The sequence below is a fragment of the Burkholderia sp. Se-20373 genome (genome assembly GCF_017104705.1).
In the GTDB taxonomy this organism is placed as follows: domain Bacteria; phylum Pseudomonadota; class Gammaproteobacteria; order Burkholderiales; family Burkholderiaceae; genus Burkholderia.
This window is the reverse complement of the sequence record NZ_JAAGPH010000001.1, coordinates 1-17,565: the sequence shown is the minus strand read 5'-3', so window position 1 is coordinate 17,565 and position 17,565 is coordinate 1. Positions and strand designations below refer to the sequence as shown.

General features: G+C 67.7%; 14 protein-coding genes and 1 pseudogene. 7 read left to right on the top strand and 8 right to left on the bottom strand.

Annotation, left to right across the window (positions count from 1 at the left end):
• Window positions 1–44: 44 nt before the first annotated feature.
• The gene (locus G3N96_RS00075; protein WP_206135794.1) at window positions 45–929 is read right to left on the bottom strand and encodes an alpha/beta fold hydrolase; all 885 of its coding nucleotides are present in this window, start codon (window positions 927–929) and stop codon (window positions 45–47) included.
• Between the two features lie 175 nt (window positions 930–1,104).
• On the opposite strand from G3N96_RS00075, the gene G3N96_RS00070 reads away from it, so the two are divergent.
• From G3N96_RS00070 to G3N96_RS00050, 5 genes are all read left to right on the top strand, one after another.
• Entirely contained in the window at window positions 1,105–1,437 is a 333-nt protein-coding gene (locus tag G3N96_RS00070; protein WP_124585810.1) for a hypothetical protein, read from the top strand.
• A 259-nt stretch (window positions 1,438–1,696) separates the two neighbouring features.
• Entirely contained in the window at window positions 1,697–2,545 is an 849-nt protein-coding gene (hpnD, locus tag G3N96_RS00065) for a presqualene diphosphate synthase HpnD (RefSeq protein ID WP_206135793.1), read from the top strand.
• A gap of 13 nt (window positions 2,546–2,558) precedes the next feature.
• Complete coding sequence (gene hpnE, locus G3N96_RS00060; RefSeq protein WP_206135792.1) at window positions 2,559–3,812, top strand: hydroxysqualene dehydroxylase HpnE; 1,254 nt, start codon at window positions 2,559–2,561, stop codon at window positions 3,810–3,812.
• Between the two features lie 15 nt (window positions 3,813–3,827).
• A complete protein-coding gene (shc, locus tag G3N96_RS00055) occupies window positions 3,828–5,801 on the top strand; it encodes a squalene--hopene cyclase (protein WP_206135791.1) in 1,974 nt (657 codons plus the stop codon).
• Window positions 5,802–5,852: 51 nt separating this feature from the next.
• The gene (locus tag G3N96_RS00050) at window positions 5,853–6,509 is read left to right on the top strand and encodes a phosphorylase (protein WP_241022391.1); all 657 of its coding nucleotides are present in this window, start codon (window positions 5,853–5,855) and stop codon (window positions 6,507–6,509) included.
• A gap of 113 nt (window positions 6,510–6,622) precedes the next feature.
• Here G3N96_RS00050 and G3N96_RS00045 read toward each other — a convergent pair whose 3' ends face one another.
• Together G3N96_RS00045 and G3N96_RS00040 are read right to left on the bottom strand one after the other, a co-directional pair.
• Window positions 6,623–7,597, bottom strand: coding sequence for a VacJ family lipoprotein (locus tag G3N96_RS00045; protein WP_124583323.1), 975 nt, complete (start codon window positions 7,595–7,597; stop codon window positions 6,623–6,625).
• Window positions 7,590–10,223, bottom strand: coding sequence for an MMPL family transporter (locus G3N96_RS00040; protein WP_206135790.1), 2,634 nt, complete (start codon window positions 10,221–10,223; stop codon window positions 7,590–7,592). Before G3N96_RS00040 ends, G3N96_RS00045 begins: the two co-directional genes overlap by 8 nt.
• A gap of 322 nt (window positions 10,224–10,545) precedes the next feature.
• Here G3N96_RS00040 and G3N96_RS00035 point away from each other — a divergent pair, with 322 nt between their 5' ends.
• Window positions 10,546–11,142 carry an ABC transporter substrate-binding protein gene (locus G3N96_RS00035; protein WP_011353639.1) on the top strand — a complete coding sequence of 199 codons (597 nt, stop codon included), beginning with the start codon at window positions 10,546–10,548 and terminating at the stop codon, window positions 11,140–11,142.
• Window positions 11,143–11,222: 80 nt separating this feature from the next.
• Here the strand turns inward: G3N96_RS00035 and G3N96_RS00030 are convergent, their stop codons facing one another.
• Window positions 11,223–11,861 (bottom strand): TetR/AcrR family transcriptional regulator, encoded by a 639-nt coding sequence (locus tag G3N96_RS00030; RefSeq protein ID WP_206135789.1) that lies wholly within the window; start codon window positions 11,859–11,861, stop codon window positions 11,223–11,225.
• A 144-nt stretch (window positions 11,862–12,005) separates the two neighbouring features.
• Here G3N96_RS00030 and G3N96_RS00025 point away from each other — a divergent pair, with 144 nt between their 5' ends.
• On the top strand, window positions 12,006–13,529 hold the full coding sequence (locus G3N96_RS00025) for an MFS transporter (RefSeq protein ID WP_124583316.1): 1,524 nt from the start codon (window positions 12,006–12,008) through the stop codon (window positions 13,527–13,529).
• Window positions 13,530–13,976: 447 nt separating this feature from the next.
• Here G3N96_RS00025 and G3N96_RS00020 read toward each other — a convergent pair.
• The 4 genes and pseudogenes from G3N96_RS00020 to G3N96_RS00005 all read right to left on the bottom strand — a co-directional run bounded on the left by G3N96_RS00020 (window position 13,977) and on the right by G3N96_RS00005 (window position 17,429).
• A pseudogene (locus tag G3N96_RS00020) lies at window positions 13,977–14,604 on the bottom strand (type VI secretion system amidase effector protein Tae4).
• Window positions 14,604–15,167 (bottom strand): PAAR domain-containing protein, encoded by a 564-nt coding sequence (locus tag G3N96_RS00015; RefSeq protein WP_206135788.1) that lies wholly within the window; start codon window positions 15,165–15,167, stop codon window positions 14,604–14,606. The pseudogene G3N96_RS00020 and the gene G3N96_RS00015 overlap by 1 nt, the downstream one beginning before the upstream one ends.
• 202 nt (window positions 15,168–15,369) lie before the next feature.
• On the bottom strand, window positions 15,370–16,014 hold the full coding sequence (locus tag G3N96_RS00010; protein ID WP_124583310.1) for a response regulator transcription factor: 645 nt from the start codon (window positions 16,012–16,014) through the stop codon (window positions 15,370–15,372).
• Between the two features lie 29 nt (window positions 16,015–16,043).
• Complete coding sequence (locus G3N96_RS00005) at window positions 16,044–17,429, bottom strand: cache domain-containing protein (RefSeq protein ID WP_206135787.1); 1,386 nt, start codon at window positions 17,427–17,429, stop codon at window positions 16,044–16,046.
• Window positions 17,430–17,565: the final 136 nt, after the last annotated feature.

The window sequence follows — 17,565 nt, the reverse complement described above, 5'->3', positions numbered from 1 at the left end:
CGCCCCGCTGTGCGCGGAGCGGATGCGCCGGGCGCGTGCCGCGCTCAGCTTTTCGCGATGTCGGCCAGTACGCCGGCGAGCACGGCCGGCTGCGACATGAACGGCGAATGGCTGCTGTCGAGCTGGTGCACGCGGGTCGGGTTGCCGGGCGCGAACGCGTCGGCTTCGTCGATGAAGCGCTGCTGCAGCGCGGGCAGGATCACGCGATCCTGCAGGCACTTGATGTAGTGACGGTCGATCGCGCCCCAGCGTGCGGCCGTCGTCGGGATCGCGGTCGCGAACGGCGCGGCGGGCACGTCGCAGCTCATCAGGTTCGCGACGGCCTCGAAGTCGGCCTGCGGCACGTCGTCGTACAGCGCGCGCTTCGCGAGCTCGCGATAGGCGGGGTCGCCGCTGCGCGGATCGATGCGCAGCGCACCGGCGACGCGCGGGCTCGCCAGCATCAGCGGGCCGAGCATTTCACCCTTGTTTTCAGGTGCGCGCACGTAGTCGAGGCCCGGCACGCCCGACGCGGGCATGAAGGCGGCGAGATAGACGATCTTCGCGATCTTGTCCGGCGCGCGTTCGGCGGCCGCCGTGATCGCGAGGCCGCCCATGCTGTGCCCGACGAGCACGACCTTGCCGCGGCCGAGTGCGTACGCGTCGTCGATCGCCTGCATCACCTGCGTCGCGTAATCGTCGAGCGTCGTGTTCGCGACCGGCGACGGCTCGGCGCCGAACGCGTCCTTGTCGAGCGGGCGGGCGAAGTAGGAAGCGGGAAAGCGGGCATGGATGCCGTGCGCGGGCAGGTCACGCGCGATCGACAGGTGGCCGCGCGCGGCCAGTGCGGCCGCGACGTGCGCGTAGCACCACGCGCCGTGCCAGGCGCCGTGCACGAGCACGAAAACGGGATGATCGGACTGCGGGGTGGCGCTTGCGTTCGTCTCCATGGTGTCCGGGTCTTCAGATCTTGAGAAAGGTGTCATCTTAGACGAACCCGTGTGCGCCCCGACGGGCCGGATTCGATCCGTCCGTCTTGTCTCGTACAGGCCACATTTCGTTCGTATCTGATTTGAATTTATCGCGAAGCACGCTAATTTGTTGCTTTGCCTGCGATTGCGCCCCATGAACGTCGACTATCTCTTCTACCGGAGGCCGGACAAGCCCGGCCCCTATTCGCTCGACGACCTCGGCGACATCGCGCCGCCGATCGGCCCGGGCGACCAGGTGCGTGCGGGCATCGCACGCGTGTTCGAGCAGATCGACTGGCAGGAATCGCCCGATGTGCCGGGCGCGTGGTTCGGCACGGGCGGCGCGACATTCCAGTTCACCGCGGAGCCCGACGGCCGCGTGACGAGCTTCATGGGCTCGCGCCTCGAACGCCGCTCGATGCTGCAGCTCACCCGCGAAATGGGGCTCATTGCGCTCGACCTGCAACGCGACATCGTTTACGGCTGACGCGCCGCCGGCGCCGTGGCCCGCCCGGGCCGGCCGCGCTTGCCGGCCAACGGCTTCCGGCCTGCCGCCGCACGTGGCGCGTGTCCGCCATCGAACTTCAAAGATTGCTATACTTTCGCCCAATTCCGGCTTCCCGCCGGTAATTTGTGCCTGTCTGTGTCGATCGTTCGCATATCTCGCACGCATTTGACGCCCTGACCATCCCAGCCGGGCATGGCTTCTTCAATCGCCCCGCGTGGGTGTCTCCGTGGAGCTCGTCTTGGCCGTTTCCCATTCCGTCGTGGACGAACAAGAAACCGACGCCGCTGCCGTCACATCGGGCAGTTCTTTCTATCTTGCGATGCGCATCCTGCCGGCCGTCCAGCGTGATGCGATGTTCCAGGTCTACGCGTTTTGCCGCGCGGTCGACGACATCGCCGACAGCGACCTGCCGCGCGCCGAGCGCCACGCGGGCCTCGATCGCTGGCGCGCGGACATCGACGCGTGCTTCGCCGGCCGCCCGCCGCGCCACCTGGCTGCGCTCGACCGCGAGATCCGCGCATTCAACCTGCAGCGCGACGACTTCCACGCGATGATCGACGGGATGGCGATGGATGCGGTCGAAGACATCTGCGCGCCCGACGAACCGACGCTCGACCTCTTCTGCGATCGCGTGGCGAGCGCGGCCGGCCGGCTGTCGGTGAGGATTTTCGGGATGCCGGAAGCCGAAGGAATCAAGCTGTCGCATCACCTCGGCCGCGCGCTGCAACTGACGAACATCCTGCGCGACATCGACGACGATGCGGCGATCAACCGTTGCTACCTGCCGCGCGAGCTGCTTGCGCGCGAAGGCATCGCGATCACCGACCCGGCGACGATCGTGCGAGATCCGGCGCTGCCGCGCGTGTGCGCGACGCTCGTCGAGCGCGCGCTCGAGCACTTCCGCCAGGCCGACGCGGTGATGGACATCTGCGCGCGTGCGCAGGTGAAGGCGCCGCGCATCATGTCGGGCGCGTACCGCTGCATTCTCGAAGCCGCGATCGCACGCGGCTTTGCGTTCCCGCGCGCGCCGCTGCGCAAGCCGAAAGCGCGCATGCTGATGATCGCCGCGCGCTACGCGCTGTTCTGAGCCGACCGAGTCGATGCCCAGGACCGTCCACGTGATCGGCGCCGGCGTTGCCGGCCTGTCGGCCGCGGTCGAACTGCAACGCCGCGGGCGGCGCATCGTGCTGCACGACGCGCACGCGCATGCGGGCGGCCGCTGCCGCTCGTGGTTCGACGGGACGCTGAACACGACGCTCGACAGCGGGTTGCACACGGTGTTCGCGGGACAGCCCGCGACGCAGCGCTACCTGCGCGCGATCGGCGCGGCCGACCAGCTCACGGGGCCCGCACTGCCCGAATTCCCGGTCGTCGACGTCGCGTCGCAGCAGCGCTGGACGCTGCGCTTCGGCAACGGGCGCTGGCCGTCGTGGCTGTTCGATGCCGCGTCGCGCGCGCCGGACACGACGCCGCTCGACTACCTCGCGCTCGCCCCGCTCGCGTTCGCGCGCATGGGCCGCTCACTCGCACAGACGATGCGATGCGACGGCATGTTGTGGGAACGTTGGCTGCGGCCGTATTTCCTCGGTGTGCTGAACGTCGAGCCGCGCCACGCGAGTGCAGAACTCGCGCGCGCGGCGCTGTGCGGCACGTTTTCCGCGGGCGGCCCCGCTTGCCGTCCGCTCGTCGCGCGACACGGCCTCGGCAGCGCATTCGTCGAACCGGCGCTGCGGATGCTGCAGCACGGCGGCGCGCAGATTCGGCTGAACTCGCGGCTCGACGCGCTCGAATTCGGCGCGCACGGCAACGCGGTCGATGCGGTTTCGGTCGGCGGCGAGCGGATCGATCTCGCGCCGGGCGACGCCGTCGTGCTGGCCGTGCCGCCCGAGGTCGCGCAGCCGCTCGTGCCGGAACTCACCGCGCCCGACACGTTCAGCGCGGTCGTGACCGCGTATTTCGCGGCTGAGGCGCCGGCCGGCAATCCGCTGCAGACGTCGGTGGTCAACGGTGTGGTCGATACGGTGCGCACCGGCGGCGGCCAGCTCGCGGCGACGATCCGCGACGCGGGCCGCTGGCTCGACACGCCGCGCGACACGCTCGCGCGGCGCATCTGGGAAGACGTCGCGCGCGTGACCGGCGCGAACCCGGAAACCATCCCCGCGTGGCAGCTCGTCGTCGAGCCGCGCGCCGGCTTTGCGGCGGTGCCGTCGCAGGAAATGAAGCGTCCGGCCGTGCGTACGCGCTGGACCAATCTCGTGCTGGCGGGCGACTGGATTGCCACCGGCTTGCCCGCCACGATCGAGGGTGCGATCCGCTCCGGCCAACTGGCCGCGGACGTGCTCCAGACACAGTAAGTAAAAGAGGGACCGATGAACGATCTCACCGAAATGGCTACCCTGTCCGCCGGCGCCGTGCCGGCCGGCGTCGATACGGCCGTCGCGCGCGCGACCGACGCGCTGCTGGCCGCGCAGAACGCGGACGGCCACTGGGTCTACGAACTCGAAGCCGATTCGACGATTCCCGCCGAATACGTGCTGCTCGTCCACTATCTCGGCGAGACGCCGAACCTCGAGCTCGAACAGAAGATCGGCAAGTATCTGCGCCGCATCCAGCAGGCCGACGGCGGCTGGCCGCTGTTCACCGACGGCGCGCCGAACATCAGCGCGAGCGTGAAGGCGTATTTCGCGCTGAAGGTGATCGGCGACGACGAGAACGCCGAGCACATGCAGCGTGCGCGCCGCGCCATCCACGCGATGGGCGGCGCCGAGATGTCGAACGTGTTCACGCGCATCCAGCTCGCGCTGTACGGCGCGATTCCGTGGCGCGCGGTGCCGATGATGCCGGTCGAGATCATGCTGCTGCCGCAGTGGTTCCCGTTCCATCTGTCGAAGGTGTCGTACTGGGCGCGCACGGTGATCGTGCCGCTGCTCGTGCTGAACGCGAAGCGCCCGCTCGCGAAGAACCCGCGCGGCGTGCGCATCGACGAACTGTTCATCGATCCGCCCGTCAACGCCGGTCTGCTGCCGCGCCAGGGCCACCAGAGCGCCGGCTGGTTCGCGTTCTTCCGCGTGGTCGACCATGCATTGCGCGCGGTCGACGGGTTGTTCCCGAACTACACGCGCGAACGCGCGATTCGTCAGGCCGTGTCGTTCGTCGACGAGCGCCTGAACGGCGAGGATGGCCTCGGCGCGATCTATCCGGCGATGGCCAACTCGGTGATGATGTACGACGCGCTCGGCTACGCGGAAGATCACCCGAACCGCGCGATCGCGCGCAAGTCGATCGAGAAGCTGCTCGTCGTGCACGATGACGAAGCGTATTGCCAGCCGTGCCTGTCGCCGGTGTGGGATACGTCGCTCGCCGCGCATGCGCTGCTCGAAACGCGCGACGCGCGTGCCGAGGATGCCGCGATCCGCGGCCTCGAATGGCTGCGCCCGCTGCAGATCCTCGACGTGCGGGGCGACTGGATCTCGCGCCGCCCGCACGTGCGGCCCGGCGGCTGGGCGTTCCAGTACGCGAACGCGCACTACCCGGACGTCGACGATACGGCGGTGGTCGCGGTGGCGATGGAGCGCGCGCAGCAACTCAAGCAGAACGATGCGTATCGCGATTCGATCGCGCGGGCGCGCGAGTGGGTCGTCGGGATGCAGAGCAGCGACGGCGGCTGGGGCGCGTTCGAACCGGAAAACACACAGTACTACCTGAACAACATCCCGTTCTCGGATCACGGCGCACTGCTCGATCCGCCGACGGCCGACGTGTCGGGCCGCTGCCTGTCGATGCTGTCGCAGCTCGGCGAGACGCCGCTGAACAGCGAGCCGGCGCGTCGGGCGCTCGACTACATGCTCAAGGAACAGGAACCGGACGGCAGCTGGTATGGCCGCTGGGGGATGAACTACGTGTACGGCACGTGGACGGCACTGTGCTCGCTGAACGCGGCCGGCCTGACGCCGGACGATTCGCGCATGAAGCGCGGTGCGCAGTGGCTGCTGTCGATCCAGAACAAGGACGGCGGCTGGGGCGAGGACGGCGACAGCTACAAGCTGAACTATCGCGGTTTCGAGCAGGCGCCGAGCACCGCGTCGCAAACCGCGTGGGCGCTGCTCGGCCTGATGGCGGCCGGCGAGGTGAACCACCCGGCGGTGGCGCGCGGCATCGACTACCTGATCGCCGAGCAGAACGAAGAAGGCTTGTGGGACGAGGCGCGCTTCACGGCGACGGGCTTCCCGCGCGTGTTCTACCTGCGCTATCACGGCTATCGCAAGTTCTTCCCGCTGTGGGCGCTTGCCCGCTATCGCAACCTGAAGCGCGACAACACCACGCGCGTGACGGTCGGGCTGTAACGCGTGGCGCCGCAATCCACCGGCTCGTTACCCGTCATCGCCGTGACGGGGATGGCATTCGAGGCGCGCATCGCGCGCGGCGACGGCGTCGAAGCCGTCTTTGCCGCACGGGCCGACCGCCTCGAACGCGCGCTGACCGAGGCGACCGCACGCGGTTGCGCAGGCATCGTGAGCTTCGGCACGGCAGGCGGGCTCGCACCCGACCTGGCGCCCGGCGCGCTCGTGGTCGCGAGCGCGATCGACGGGCCGTTCGGCCGTGTCGAGACCGACGCAGGCTGGAGCGCACGGCTCGTCGCCGCACTGCACGACACGCCCGTCTGGGCGCGCGTCACGCGCGGCACGATCGCGGCCGTCGGCGCACCGGTCATCAGCGAACAGGACAAGACGTCGCTGCATCGCGCGAAGGACGCGCTCGCCGTCGACATGGAGTCGCATATCGCGGCGGCCTTCGCGGCGGCGCGCGGTGTACCGTTCGCGGTGTGCCGCGCGATCGTCGATCCGGCGTGGCGCACGTTGCCGCGCGCGGCGACGGCCGGCCTGCGCGACGACGGCAGCACGGCGATCCTGCCGATCCTGCGTGAACTGCTGAAGCAGCCGTCGCAGCTCGGCCCGCTGCTGCAGGTCGCGAGCGATGCGCGCGCGGCGCGCACGACGCTGATCCAGGCGCGGCATGCGTTCGAGCGTGCCGGTGCGATGCGGATCGCCTGAGCGGCACGCGCCGCCTGTCTCGCCCTTCTCCCCCGGTTTTCCGTTTCTCGCGGACAAAAAAAGAGCGCTGCATCTGCAGCGCTCTTTGTCTTTGCGGCGGGGCCGTTGCAGCGTTACTGCTGCACGGCCGGCGCGCTTGCAGGCGTCGCGGGTGCGGCCGCCGATGCCGCAGCCGGCGCAGCGGCCGACGCAGCAGCAGGCGCGCTCGCGGGCATTGCGTTGTCCGCGCCCGGATCGTCGTACTGGGGCAGCCCCGGCGCGGCCGGCGCATTGTTCGGCGTGGCGCCCGATGCACCGCCCGACTCGCCCGGATCTTCGTAGTTCGGCAGCCCCGGCACGGCCGGCGTCGCGGCCGGCACGGCGCCCGCTTCACCCGGCTCGTTGTAGGTCGGCAGCGCGGCCGACGACGACTGGCTGCGATACGTCAGCGACTTGCGCTGCTGCAGGTACGCGTCGCGCACGAACGAATACGGATCGAGCGCGGCCTGCTTCAGCAGGTCGGTCGCACCGAGCAGGTCCGAACGCGCGCTGATGAACTGCGCGATGTACATCGGGTTGCGCGCGGCCGGCTCGATGTAGTTCAGCAGGTTGAAGCGCACGTCCACCGCGCGGCCGACGCCGTCGCGGATCGTGCTCGGCCCGAACACGGGCAGCACGAGATACGGGCCCGACGGCACGCCCCAGCGCGCCATCGTCAGGCCGAAGTCCTGGTGATGCTTCGGCAGCCCGGCGGGCGTCGCGATATCGATCAGGCCGGCGACGCCGAACACCGAGTTCATCGCCACGCGCATCAGATCCTCGGTGGCGTCGGTGATGCGGAGCTGCAGCAGGTTGTTCGCGATGTTGCCGAGATCGCCGAGGTTCGAGAAGAAGTTGCTGATCGCGGTGCGCACGGGCGTCGGCGTGACCTTCTGGTACCCCTTCGCGATCGGCTGGGCGATGTTCGTGTCGACGGTGTCGTTGAACTTGTACATCGCCCGGTTCATCGGCTCGAGCGGGTCGTTGGGGTTGCGGTTCGGCCCCGTCGCGCAGCCGGTCAGCGCCGCGCTGGCGGCAACGGTCGCCGCAATGATTCGCACCTTATTCATTGATTCCTTGCGATTGGTTCTTGGCGCGTTTGACGCGCGGTTTGCCCATCAGGACGGGCTGGAACACCACGGCGCCGATCAGCGTGCAGGTCAGGGCCAGCGCGAGCAGCTTGCCCATGCTCGACGTGCCCGGGTGGTGCGACAGCCACAGGCTGCCGAATGCGGTCGCCGTCGTCGCGGCGCTGAACAGGACGGCATGCGTGAGGCTCGAGTGCAGCAACCCGGTTTGCCCCGCGCGCCACGCCATCACGAAATACACCTTGAACGCGACGCCGACGCCGAGCATCAGCGGCAGCGCGATGATGTTCGCGAAGTTGAGCGGCATGCCGAGCACGACGCACAGCTCGAGCGTCACGACGCCCGACACGAGCAGCGGCACCAGCGTGCGCAGCACGTCGCCGAAGCGGCGCAGCGTGACCCACAGCAGGACCGTGATCGAGATGATCGACCACAGCGCCGCATGCAGGAACGCGTTGATGATCGTGTCGGCCGAATGCAGGATCGAGATCGGCCCGCCGGTCGTGCCCGGCTCCGCCGCTTTCACGGCCTTCGCGAAACGGCGCAGCATCGTGTCGTCGCCCGGGTCGACGCCCTTCGGCACCTTCGGCGAAATCTGCACGAGCGCATGGCCGTCCGGCGCGACCCAGTCGCGCACCAGCCGCGGCGGCAGCGATTCGCGCGTGACGTCCTGCGGCTGCAGCAGCGACGCGAGCTGGTTGAGCGCGATGCGCAGCGTGTCGGAGAACGCACGCTCGGCGCGGTCGCGCGTCGCGGCATCCGCGGCGGCGAGCTTCGCGAGCGACGCCGACAGGTGCTGCGCGGCGGCCGCGCCCGGGCCCGGGTGATCTTCGGCCGCGTAGCTCAGCAGGTCCGACACGCGCTTGAGCGCGGCGACGCGCTGCGCGTCGGTCGCGGGCGGCGCGGGCGGCTGCGTCAGCGCGGGCAGCAGGTCGCTCGCGGCCGCGGCGATCGCCGCGCGCTTGGCCGGCTGGTCGGCGGGGATGAAGGTCGACAGCGTGGTCGTGCGGCCGACCTCGGGCAGCGCGTCGAGGCGCTTCGCGGCCGCATCGGCCTGCGCGAGCGACGGCGCGAGCAGCGTGACGTCGTTGACGGCGGCTTCCGGCGAATCCTTCAGCGCGAGCAGCGTCGCCATCGATTCGCTGTTCGGATCCTTCAGGTGCAGCGGGTTGAAGTCGAAGCGCAGGAACGCGAGCAGCGGCAGCGCGCCGATCACGACCACGAGCGTGCCGATCAGGATCGGCTTGCGATGGCGATCGAGGTAATCGTCGACCGGCGCGAGCCACGGAAAGCCCGGCGTCTTCGATTCGCCCGGCGGCGCGAACAGGCGCAGCAACGCGGGCAGCAGCGTGATCGTGGTGAGCAGCGCGACGAACATCCCGACGCCCGCGATCAGGCCGAGCTCGGACACGCCGCGATAGGCGGTGGGGATGAACGAGAAGAAGCTCGCCGCGACGGCCGCGGTGGCCAGCGCGAGCGGCATGCCCATCGAGTGCGCGGCGCCGATCAGCGCGTGGTCGATGCGCGGATCGCGGAAGCGCTCCTCGCGGTACTTCACGCCGTACTGGATCGAGAAATCGACGCCGAGGCCGACGAACAGCACCATGAACGCGACCGAGATCATGTTCAGCGAGCCGACCATCGCGAGGCCGAGCGCGGCGGTCACGACGAGGCCGACGAACAACGTGACGAGCACCGAGCCGATCATCCGCTTCGAGCGCAGCGCGAGCCACAGGATGACGAGCACGGCGAGCAGCGTGAAGACGCCGTTGAGCGCCGCGCCGTCCTCGACCGACGCGAATTCGTCATCGGCGAGCGGCTGTTCGCCGGTCAGGCGCACGACCGCGCCGTAGCGCTTCTCGAGGTCGATCGAACGGGCCGCGTCGCGGATCACCTGGCTGGTTGCCGCGCCGGCCTTCAACGCGCCGTAGTTGACCACGGGCTGCACGGTGACGAACGCGCGCGCGGGCTGCCGCGCGGCATCGTTGTCGACCAGTGCGCGCCACGAGAACGCGGCCGGCTTGCCGGCCAGCACGTCGTCGACCGTCGCGGCGCTGCGCGCGAGCAGCTTCGCCATTGCGGGCAGTTTCACCTGGCCGGTCAGCAGCGGCTGGCCAAGCGTGGTGGAGAGCGTCGTGGCGAGCCCGGTCAGGCTCGGGTTCTTCGCGAGTTCGTTGACGAGCGGGCGCGCGCTCGCGAGCTGCGCGGTCGTATCGGTGACTTCCTGCGGCGACAGGAACAGCAGCCCGTTGTGCTCGAAGAACGGCCCGCCGCCGGGCTCGGCGACCTGGCCGATGCGGCCGGCTTCTGCATCCTTCTGCAGCGCGTCGGTCAGCGCCTGCGCGGCGGCATTCGCGAATTCGGGCGCGGGCGCCTCGACGACCGCGAGGATCGTGCCGTTGCGTTGCGGGAACGCGGTGTCGACCGCGTGGCCGAGTGCGGCGAATTGCGGTTCCGCATCGACGAGCTTGCTGATGTCGGTGTTGATCTTGAAATGCTGCGCGACATAGACGCCGCTGAGCGCGGCGATGACGAGCGACAGCACGACGACCCAGACGGGCCGGCGTACCGACCATGCAACGAGTCGGACGATGAGAGATGTCACCATGTGGCGGTGGGGAGCGGCTGGAAAGGGCAAAGTAGCCAAGTATACCGGCGCAGCGTGGCGGCGGTCGTGACGTTGGGGGTTACGCGAAGGGAAGGAGAATTGTTCGTGGCGGCGGAATCGATACCGGTGGCCGGCCGGTTTGTAAGGGGATATTTACATAAACGGCGCCGCGCTGCTTCGACGCCCCGCCGCGGGCATGTGACAAAGGATCTGAAAGGTAACAGTCGGTCACGGCGGCGCACCGGGGCGTCAGGCCCGGTATACTTTGCTTCGTCGGCCGGTGCAATGAACCGGTCGTTTTTTCTCATCGAGCGAAATTCGTATGAAACGTCATCTGTTTGCTTTCGTCGCGGCGGCCGCCGTGTCGGTTTCCGCTTTCGCGCAGAGCGCGCCGGTCGATATCGTCCGCAATGCGGTCGAGGGCACCGTTACCGCAATGAAGGCCGATCCGGCCGCACGCGGCGGTGACATGGCGAAAGTCACGCAGGTCGTCGAGCAGCGCTTCCTGCCCGCGACCAACTTCGAGCGCACGACCCGCATCGCGGTCGGCGACGCGTGGAAGCAGGCCACGCCGCAACAGCAGCAGGAGCTGTACAAGCAGTTCAAGCTGCTGATGACGCGCACCTACGCCGCGTCGCTCGCGCAGCTCGGCAGCCAGGACGCGAAGTTCTCGTTCAAGGCCGGCGGCGCGTCGGGCGCCGACGCGCTCGTCCAGTCGACGGTCACGACGCCAGGCGACAGCCAGTCGGTCGGCTATCGTCTCGGCAAGGTCGGCAACGACTGGAAGATCTACGACATCGACATGTCGGGCGCGTGGCTGATCCAGGTCTACCAGGGCCAGTTCAAGAGCCAGCTTGCGTCGGGCGGCATCGATGGGCTGATCGCGTACCTGCAGAAGCACAATTCGCGGACGAATTGATCGGCCGCTGGCGAAAGCGGTTCGAATGGACGAAGGGCGCCCTCGGGCGCCCTTTTTCATGGCTGCGCGCTGGTGGCGCGTTACGCGCCGACGCCGAGCATCCGCAGGCAATCGTCGACCACCGCATCGACGAACGCGGCACGATCCGCTTCCGGCGCCGCGATGATGTGATCGGTCGCGCCATGCACGCCGGCATAGATCAGCAGCGCGGTGACCTGCGGGTGCACGAGCCGCCAGGTGCCGGCCCGTGCGCCGCCGTCGAGAATCGCGCCGAGCTGGTCGAGGATCGCGTTCTTGTCGGCATTCGCGCGATCGTGGTGATGGTGGTTCGTGTAGACGATGTCGTGCGTGCGGTAGGTCGCCGCGTAGGTTTCGACGTTGGCACGGATCCACGCGCGCAGGCGGGCGAGCCAGTCGTCGGCGTCGCATGCGTCCACCGCGTGCTGCAAACGGTCGAGGAACGACGCCGTGTAGCGCTGCGCGAGTGCGGCGAGCATGTCGGACTTCGATTCGAAGTAGTGATAGAACGTGCCCTTCGCGACCTGCGCGTGCTCGACGATCTCGCTGATGGTCGTCGCTTCCACGCCCTGCGCGAGAAACAACGTCTCGGCCGCCGCCATCAGTTCATCGAGGCGCACTTCCGCCGGCTTCGTGCGCGGCTTGCCTGCCGGCGTGTCGTCTTTCACTGTCCTGAGTCCTGCCTTGGTCCTGTCCGTCATCGCGCGGTTCGACGCCCGTTCATGCAAAGCCCGCAGTTTAGGCCAGCGTCCTGGTCACGGCCAACGCAATCCGTTGACCGACGGTCGGTCGATATATATGATGAGAATCATTCTCATCTTCATGCCCGTCAAGGGCTGACCACCATGCCTCGCTCCCGTCGCGCCGCACTCGTCCTGGCCGCCTGTCTCGGCACCTTTCTCGCCACGCTCGACATCAGCATCGTCAACGTCGCGTTGCCTACGCTGCAGACGGCGCTCGATACCGATATCGGCGGCCTCCAGTGGGTCGTCAATGCGTATGCGCTGGCGCTGTCCGCGTTCATGCTGTCGGCCGGGCCGCTCGGCGATCGCTACGGGCACAAGCGTGTTTGGCTCGCCAGCGTCGTTCTGTTCACGGCGGGGTCGGTGGTGTGCGCATGCGCGCGCAGCATCGAGCCGCTGCTGATCGGGCGCGCGATCCAGGGGCTCGCCGGTGCGTTGCTGATACCGGGCGCGATGCCGATCCTCACGCATGCGTTTCCCGATGCGCGCGAGCGTGCCCGCGCGATCGGCGGGTGGTCCGCGTTCAGTGCGCTCGCGCTGATCCTCGGGCCGCTGGTGGGCGGCCTGCTCGTCGAGCATGGCGGATGGCAGAACATCTTCCTCGTCAACGTGCCGATCGGCATCGTGACCGTGCTGCTCGGCGCGTGGGGCATTCCGGAGCGCCGGCATCCGCAGCATGCGGCGTTCGATCCGCTCGGCCAGGCGCTGAGCGTGATCTGGCTCGGGTTGCTCACGTACGGGCTGATCGGCATCGGCGAAGCCGGCGCGTGGCACGCGGAGGTGCTCGCGCCGCTGGCGGGCGCCGCGGTGGCGTTCGTCGTGTTCGTGCGAGTCGAGACGCGTGTCGAGCGGCCGCTGCTGCCGGTCTGGCTGTTTCGCGACCGGCGGCTGGTGCGCGCCAATCTCGCGTCGTTCGTGCTCGGGTTCTCGGGGTACAGCAGTTTGTTCTTCCTGTCACTGTTCCTGCAGCAGGCGCAGGGACGCACGCCGGCCGAGGCCGGCTGGCAACTGATGCCGCAGTTCGTGATGACGGCGATCACGTCGATGCTGTTCGGGCGCATCGCGGCGCGTATTCCGTTACATGCGCTGATGGTGGGGGGATACGGGTTGATCGGCGCGATGCTGTCGCTCATGGCCGGCTTCGGTGCGGGCACGTCGTACGTGCCGGTCGGAGTCGCGCTGGCGGTGCTCGGGGTCGGTATGGGGCTCGCGGTGCCCGCGACCGGCATGACCGTGATGGAACTGGCGCCGGCCGAACGCGCGGGCATGGCGTCGGCGACGATGAACGCGTTGCGTCAGACCGGGATGAGCATGGGCATCGCGGTGCTCGGGAGCGTGATGAGTATCGGGGCATTACACCGGATGACGGCCGCCATGCAGGCGGCGGGTAGCGCACAGGCGGATATGCTTGCGCGGCAGGCGGTGATGGAGCATGTGTTTGCTGCGGGGCGGCCGGCGCTGCTCGGTGCGTATCGGGACGCGATGGCGCACGGGTTTTCGATCGCGATTTTGTGTTCTGGAATCCTCAGTATTGTGGTTGCGGTGATGCTGATGATGCGGTGTGAAACGGAGAAGCAGCCGGGACGCGCGGCGGCTGCGTGCGTGACGTCGTCACAATCGGAATGACAGTGGTCGATCAACTTTTCATGCGTGTCACGACACGCACGGCGGCGGCAAGAACGGCTTGCAGATCACGTCATCCGACGAAGAGCGCATTCTCACCGCTGTTCATTCGACCAAGCTATCGAATGACATATGTGCCGATGTACATGAGCATCGTGGGAACTGCCAAGGCGACCAAAGAAGATGCCAATCTTTTTGCCGTGACGCGGTGGCGACTGATTCTCCAACCCGTGAAGGCGAATGCAAGTGATGGCCCGATCAGAAACGCAACGAGCAGAATGGTAGTCGGCCACGGCGGAGAGCAGAGGTCGATTTCATGGCAAGAATTCCGATCGGAAGGCCACCGCAAACCGGTATGAATGCGCCAGTCGATTCGGCTCCCGATCCAGCATGCAAACCACGTCGTGATCAGGCCCGCGGTCCAGTACGCAAGTGAAAATCCGGCACGTTTCACCTGATCTCCCAGAAAAGGATGGTTTTCGATTTTGCCAGATCGGAGTAGCCGAGATCCGTGAGTGGAATCTGCAGGCTGGATATTCCGATTCGTCGGCCTATCGACGCGAAGATACCTCTCGTACTGGATACCGGGAGGCGAGAACCGTTCCAGAGGTCGATATGTCCACCGCTAAAGTCGTCGGCAGCGTCGCCCTGTTGTTGCCAGTACCCAAAAGAAGAAAATGACGCCGGTGCGATTTCTGACCCGGTTTTCCCAATCGGGGCCGGTCACGTTCTCCGGAGCGGGTAATCCTGCGATCGGGCGCAGCTTCAACCATTCAGCAAACTCGTATGCGCGTGTGGCCGTCGATTTGCCGTTGAGCATGAGGCGGCCCAGTGTCGGCTTGCCTGGCATCGGCCGGACCCGCTTCTGCGAAAACGACTTCATCTCGATGCCGACGTTGTGCAGCGTTACACTCATCCGGATGGCGCACTGGTTCTGGTACTGCCCGTTTGGATCGGCGTACGGATTCCCGTGAGCATAGTTGTTCCAGAGTTCGGAAAACGTCACCGACTTCAACTGGACTTCCTTGTGCGAGTTTTGCACTGTGGTCGTCCTCACGACTGTTTTTGCGTTTGGCATTACGCATCCCCGCTCAGTCGTGCGAGCGCTTCGTCGCCCCAATAGACCGTGTACGTGCCCTCATGGCTCGTATGAACACGCGGCAGGTATCCGGTGGCATCGAGTCGGCCCGAGTGAACACGCCCGTCCGATGTTTCGATGATGTACGGATAATCCGGCAATGCGCCGTTTCCGACGGCGCGAACGCATTCGTCATAGACGCCCGTTGCTATGGTCGTCACATTGGCTTGCGGATTCGATCCAGAGGAAACAATGCTTTCCGTTTCCGCTTCGTCATCGCACCATGAATTGCCGGAGAGCACCGCGACGATGCGTGGCGGTGTCGCGCACCGACATAAAACGATGTCGCCATCGGCTGCCGTTTCGCCCATGAATTTGATGCGCTTCGGTCCGCCAGCCTTGGCAATCTGTCCAGTACTTCCGCATGCTTCGCAGAACGCGAGGCCGCCGATCAGTGCAACCTGATGGCCAGCGTCGCCAAACGTGAATGGCGGCCCTGCGTAGGCAATGACGTGTCCCCCGGTTTCCAACTCGTCGCCGACAACGGCGATGCGGCGCATCATGATTTCGCTCCTTGGTCCAGGTCACCGATATCTGCCGGTGATGCCGGTTGCCGCACGACGCGTTCATGCAGGCTTCATGCGAAACACGAGCACGATGCTCGTTCCGGCAAGCGAAAGGATTCCATCGACCCAGGGAGCGGTCGATTGGACGAGTATGAAATTGGACGGCAAATCGTGAGGTGGACGCCGTTGACGTGCTGGCTTACCTGCGCCGATGCTCGACCGCGAACTTGATCAGCTCGGCCTGCCCTTCTATTTCCAGCTTGCGCTTCAGATTGAGCCGGTGCGTCTCGACCGTGCGTACCGACAGCCCCGTCTGCTGCGCGATCTGCTTGCTCGACAGCCCTTCCGCCAGCGCGTCGAGGATGTCGCGTTCGCGCGGCGTCAACCGGTCGAGTGGCGACGCGGTCGCACTCGCGTGGATCATCCGCGCGGCGAGCCCTTCGCTGAAGAACGTCTGGCCGGCCAGCACCGCGCCGATCGCGCGCACGATCTCGCTCGCGGGCGAATCCTTCAGCAGGTAGCCGCTCGCGCCGGCACGCACGGCCTGCGTCACGTATTCGATGTTGTCGTGCATCGACAGCATCAGCACGCGGATGCCCGGAAAGCGCTCGTGGAACACGCCCGCGAGCGTGATGCCGTTCATCCCGTTCATGCCGACGTCCATCAGCGCGAGATCGGGGTCGAGCGACGCGGCAAGCGCGAGCGCCTCGTCGGCGTTGCCGGCTTCGCCGACCACGGACAGGTCGGCCGCTTCGAGCCGCATCCGCAAGCCGTCGCGCACGAGCGGGTGGTCGTCGACGAGCAGCAGTCGGGCGACGGGCCGGGCGGTGTCGGGGGCGCTCATGCGTGAAAGGTCTCCTGTGATGGGGCGCGTCATGACGCGGCGTCGGGCAGCGGCACGCGCGCGGCGACGATCGTGTGGCCGACCTGCGACGTGATCGTCAGCATGCCGCCGAGCGCGTCGAGGCGCTCGCGCATGTTGCGCAGGCCGATGCCGCGGCGCGCGTCGGCCTGCGAGCGTTCGGCGTCGAAGCCGCAGCCGTTGTCGGCGATGGTCAGCAGGACGGATTGCGCGCCGACGTCGAGCGTGACGGCCGCGCGCGACGCCTGCGCATGATGCACGATGTTGCTGAGCGCTTCCTGGGCGATCCGGAACAGCGCAGTGTTGACGGCTTCGGGCAGCGGCCGGGTGCCGCTGTGCGCGACCTGCGTATAGCCGATGTCGATGCCGCTTTCGGCGCCGAGCTCGCGCACCAGTTGCTCGAGCGCGGCGGCGAGGCCGAGGTCGTCGAGCATCGACGGACGCAACGCATGCGAGATGCGCCGCACTTCGCGCAGCGTGTCGCCGAGCCGCCCGACGCCCGACGCCAGCGCCTGCTCGGCTTCGGGCAGGCGCGCCGAGCCGCGTTCGAAGCGTGCGAGCGCGGATTCGAGCATCAGCTTCGCGGACACCATCATCTGGCTGATCCCGTCATGCAGCTCGCGCGACAGCCGCGCCCGCTCCTGCTCCTGCGATTCGACGACACGCTGCGCGAGCAGCTTGAGCTTCGCGTCGGCGCTGCGCGACTCGCTGACGTTCAGCACCAGCGCGCACACGACGATCGCCGCCGCGCCGGTGAGCGCGATCGCGGTCAGCCAGCTCATCGTGCGCTCGATGTTCGCGGACGCGCGCGCGTCGATGCGCTGCAGCGCGGTGTCGACGTCGTCGAGATAGATGCCGGTGCCGACCATCCAGCCCCAGCGCTCGAGCGCGACGACGTAGCCGAGCTTCGGCGCGACGCGGCCCGTCGACGGCCGCTGCCACGCGTAGCGCACGTAGCCGCCGCCGCTCGATGCCGCGCCGATCAGCTTCTGGATCGTCAGCGCGCCCTGCGGGTCGCGCATCGACCAGTAGTTGTGGCCGACGCGCTCGGGCTCGCGCGGATGCATCAGCGAATTGCCGTGCAGGTCGTACACGAAGAAATAGCCGTCGGGGCCGAAATCCATCTTCTGCAGCATCGCGAGCGCCTGCGTGCGCAGCATCGCGTCGTCGCGCGCGTTGCGGCCGCTCGCGTCGTAGAGCGGCATGATCGCGCTCGTCGCCAGCTCCACGTAGTGCTTCAGCTCGACCTCCTTGCTCGACAGGTACGCGGCCTGGATCGTCGCGTGCTGCGTGCGCGCGAGGGACGTCGCCTGCTGGCGCACGCCGAAGCCGATGCCGGCGATCGCGAGCAGGAACGGCACGATGGCCAGAAGGAAGATCTTTGCCTTGAGTCTCATGGTGGTGCGAAGCAGCCGCGCACCCGCGCGGGCGGGCCGGGTGCGCCAGCCGTGCGGCGGCAGGTCGAGGCGACATTGTCGGCGATTTTGCGCACGGGCGGCGACGGCGGGCCGGCGGCCGCCCGGCCGTTGCTCA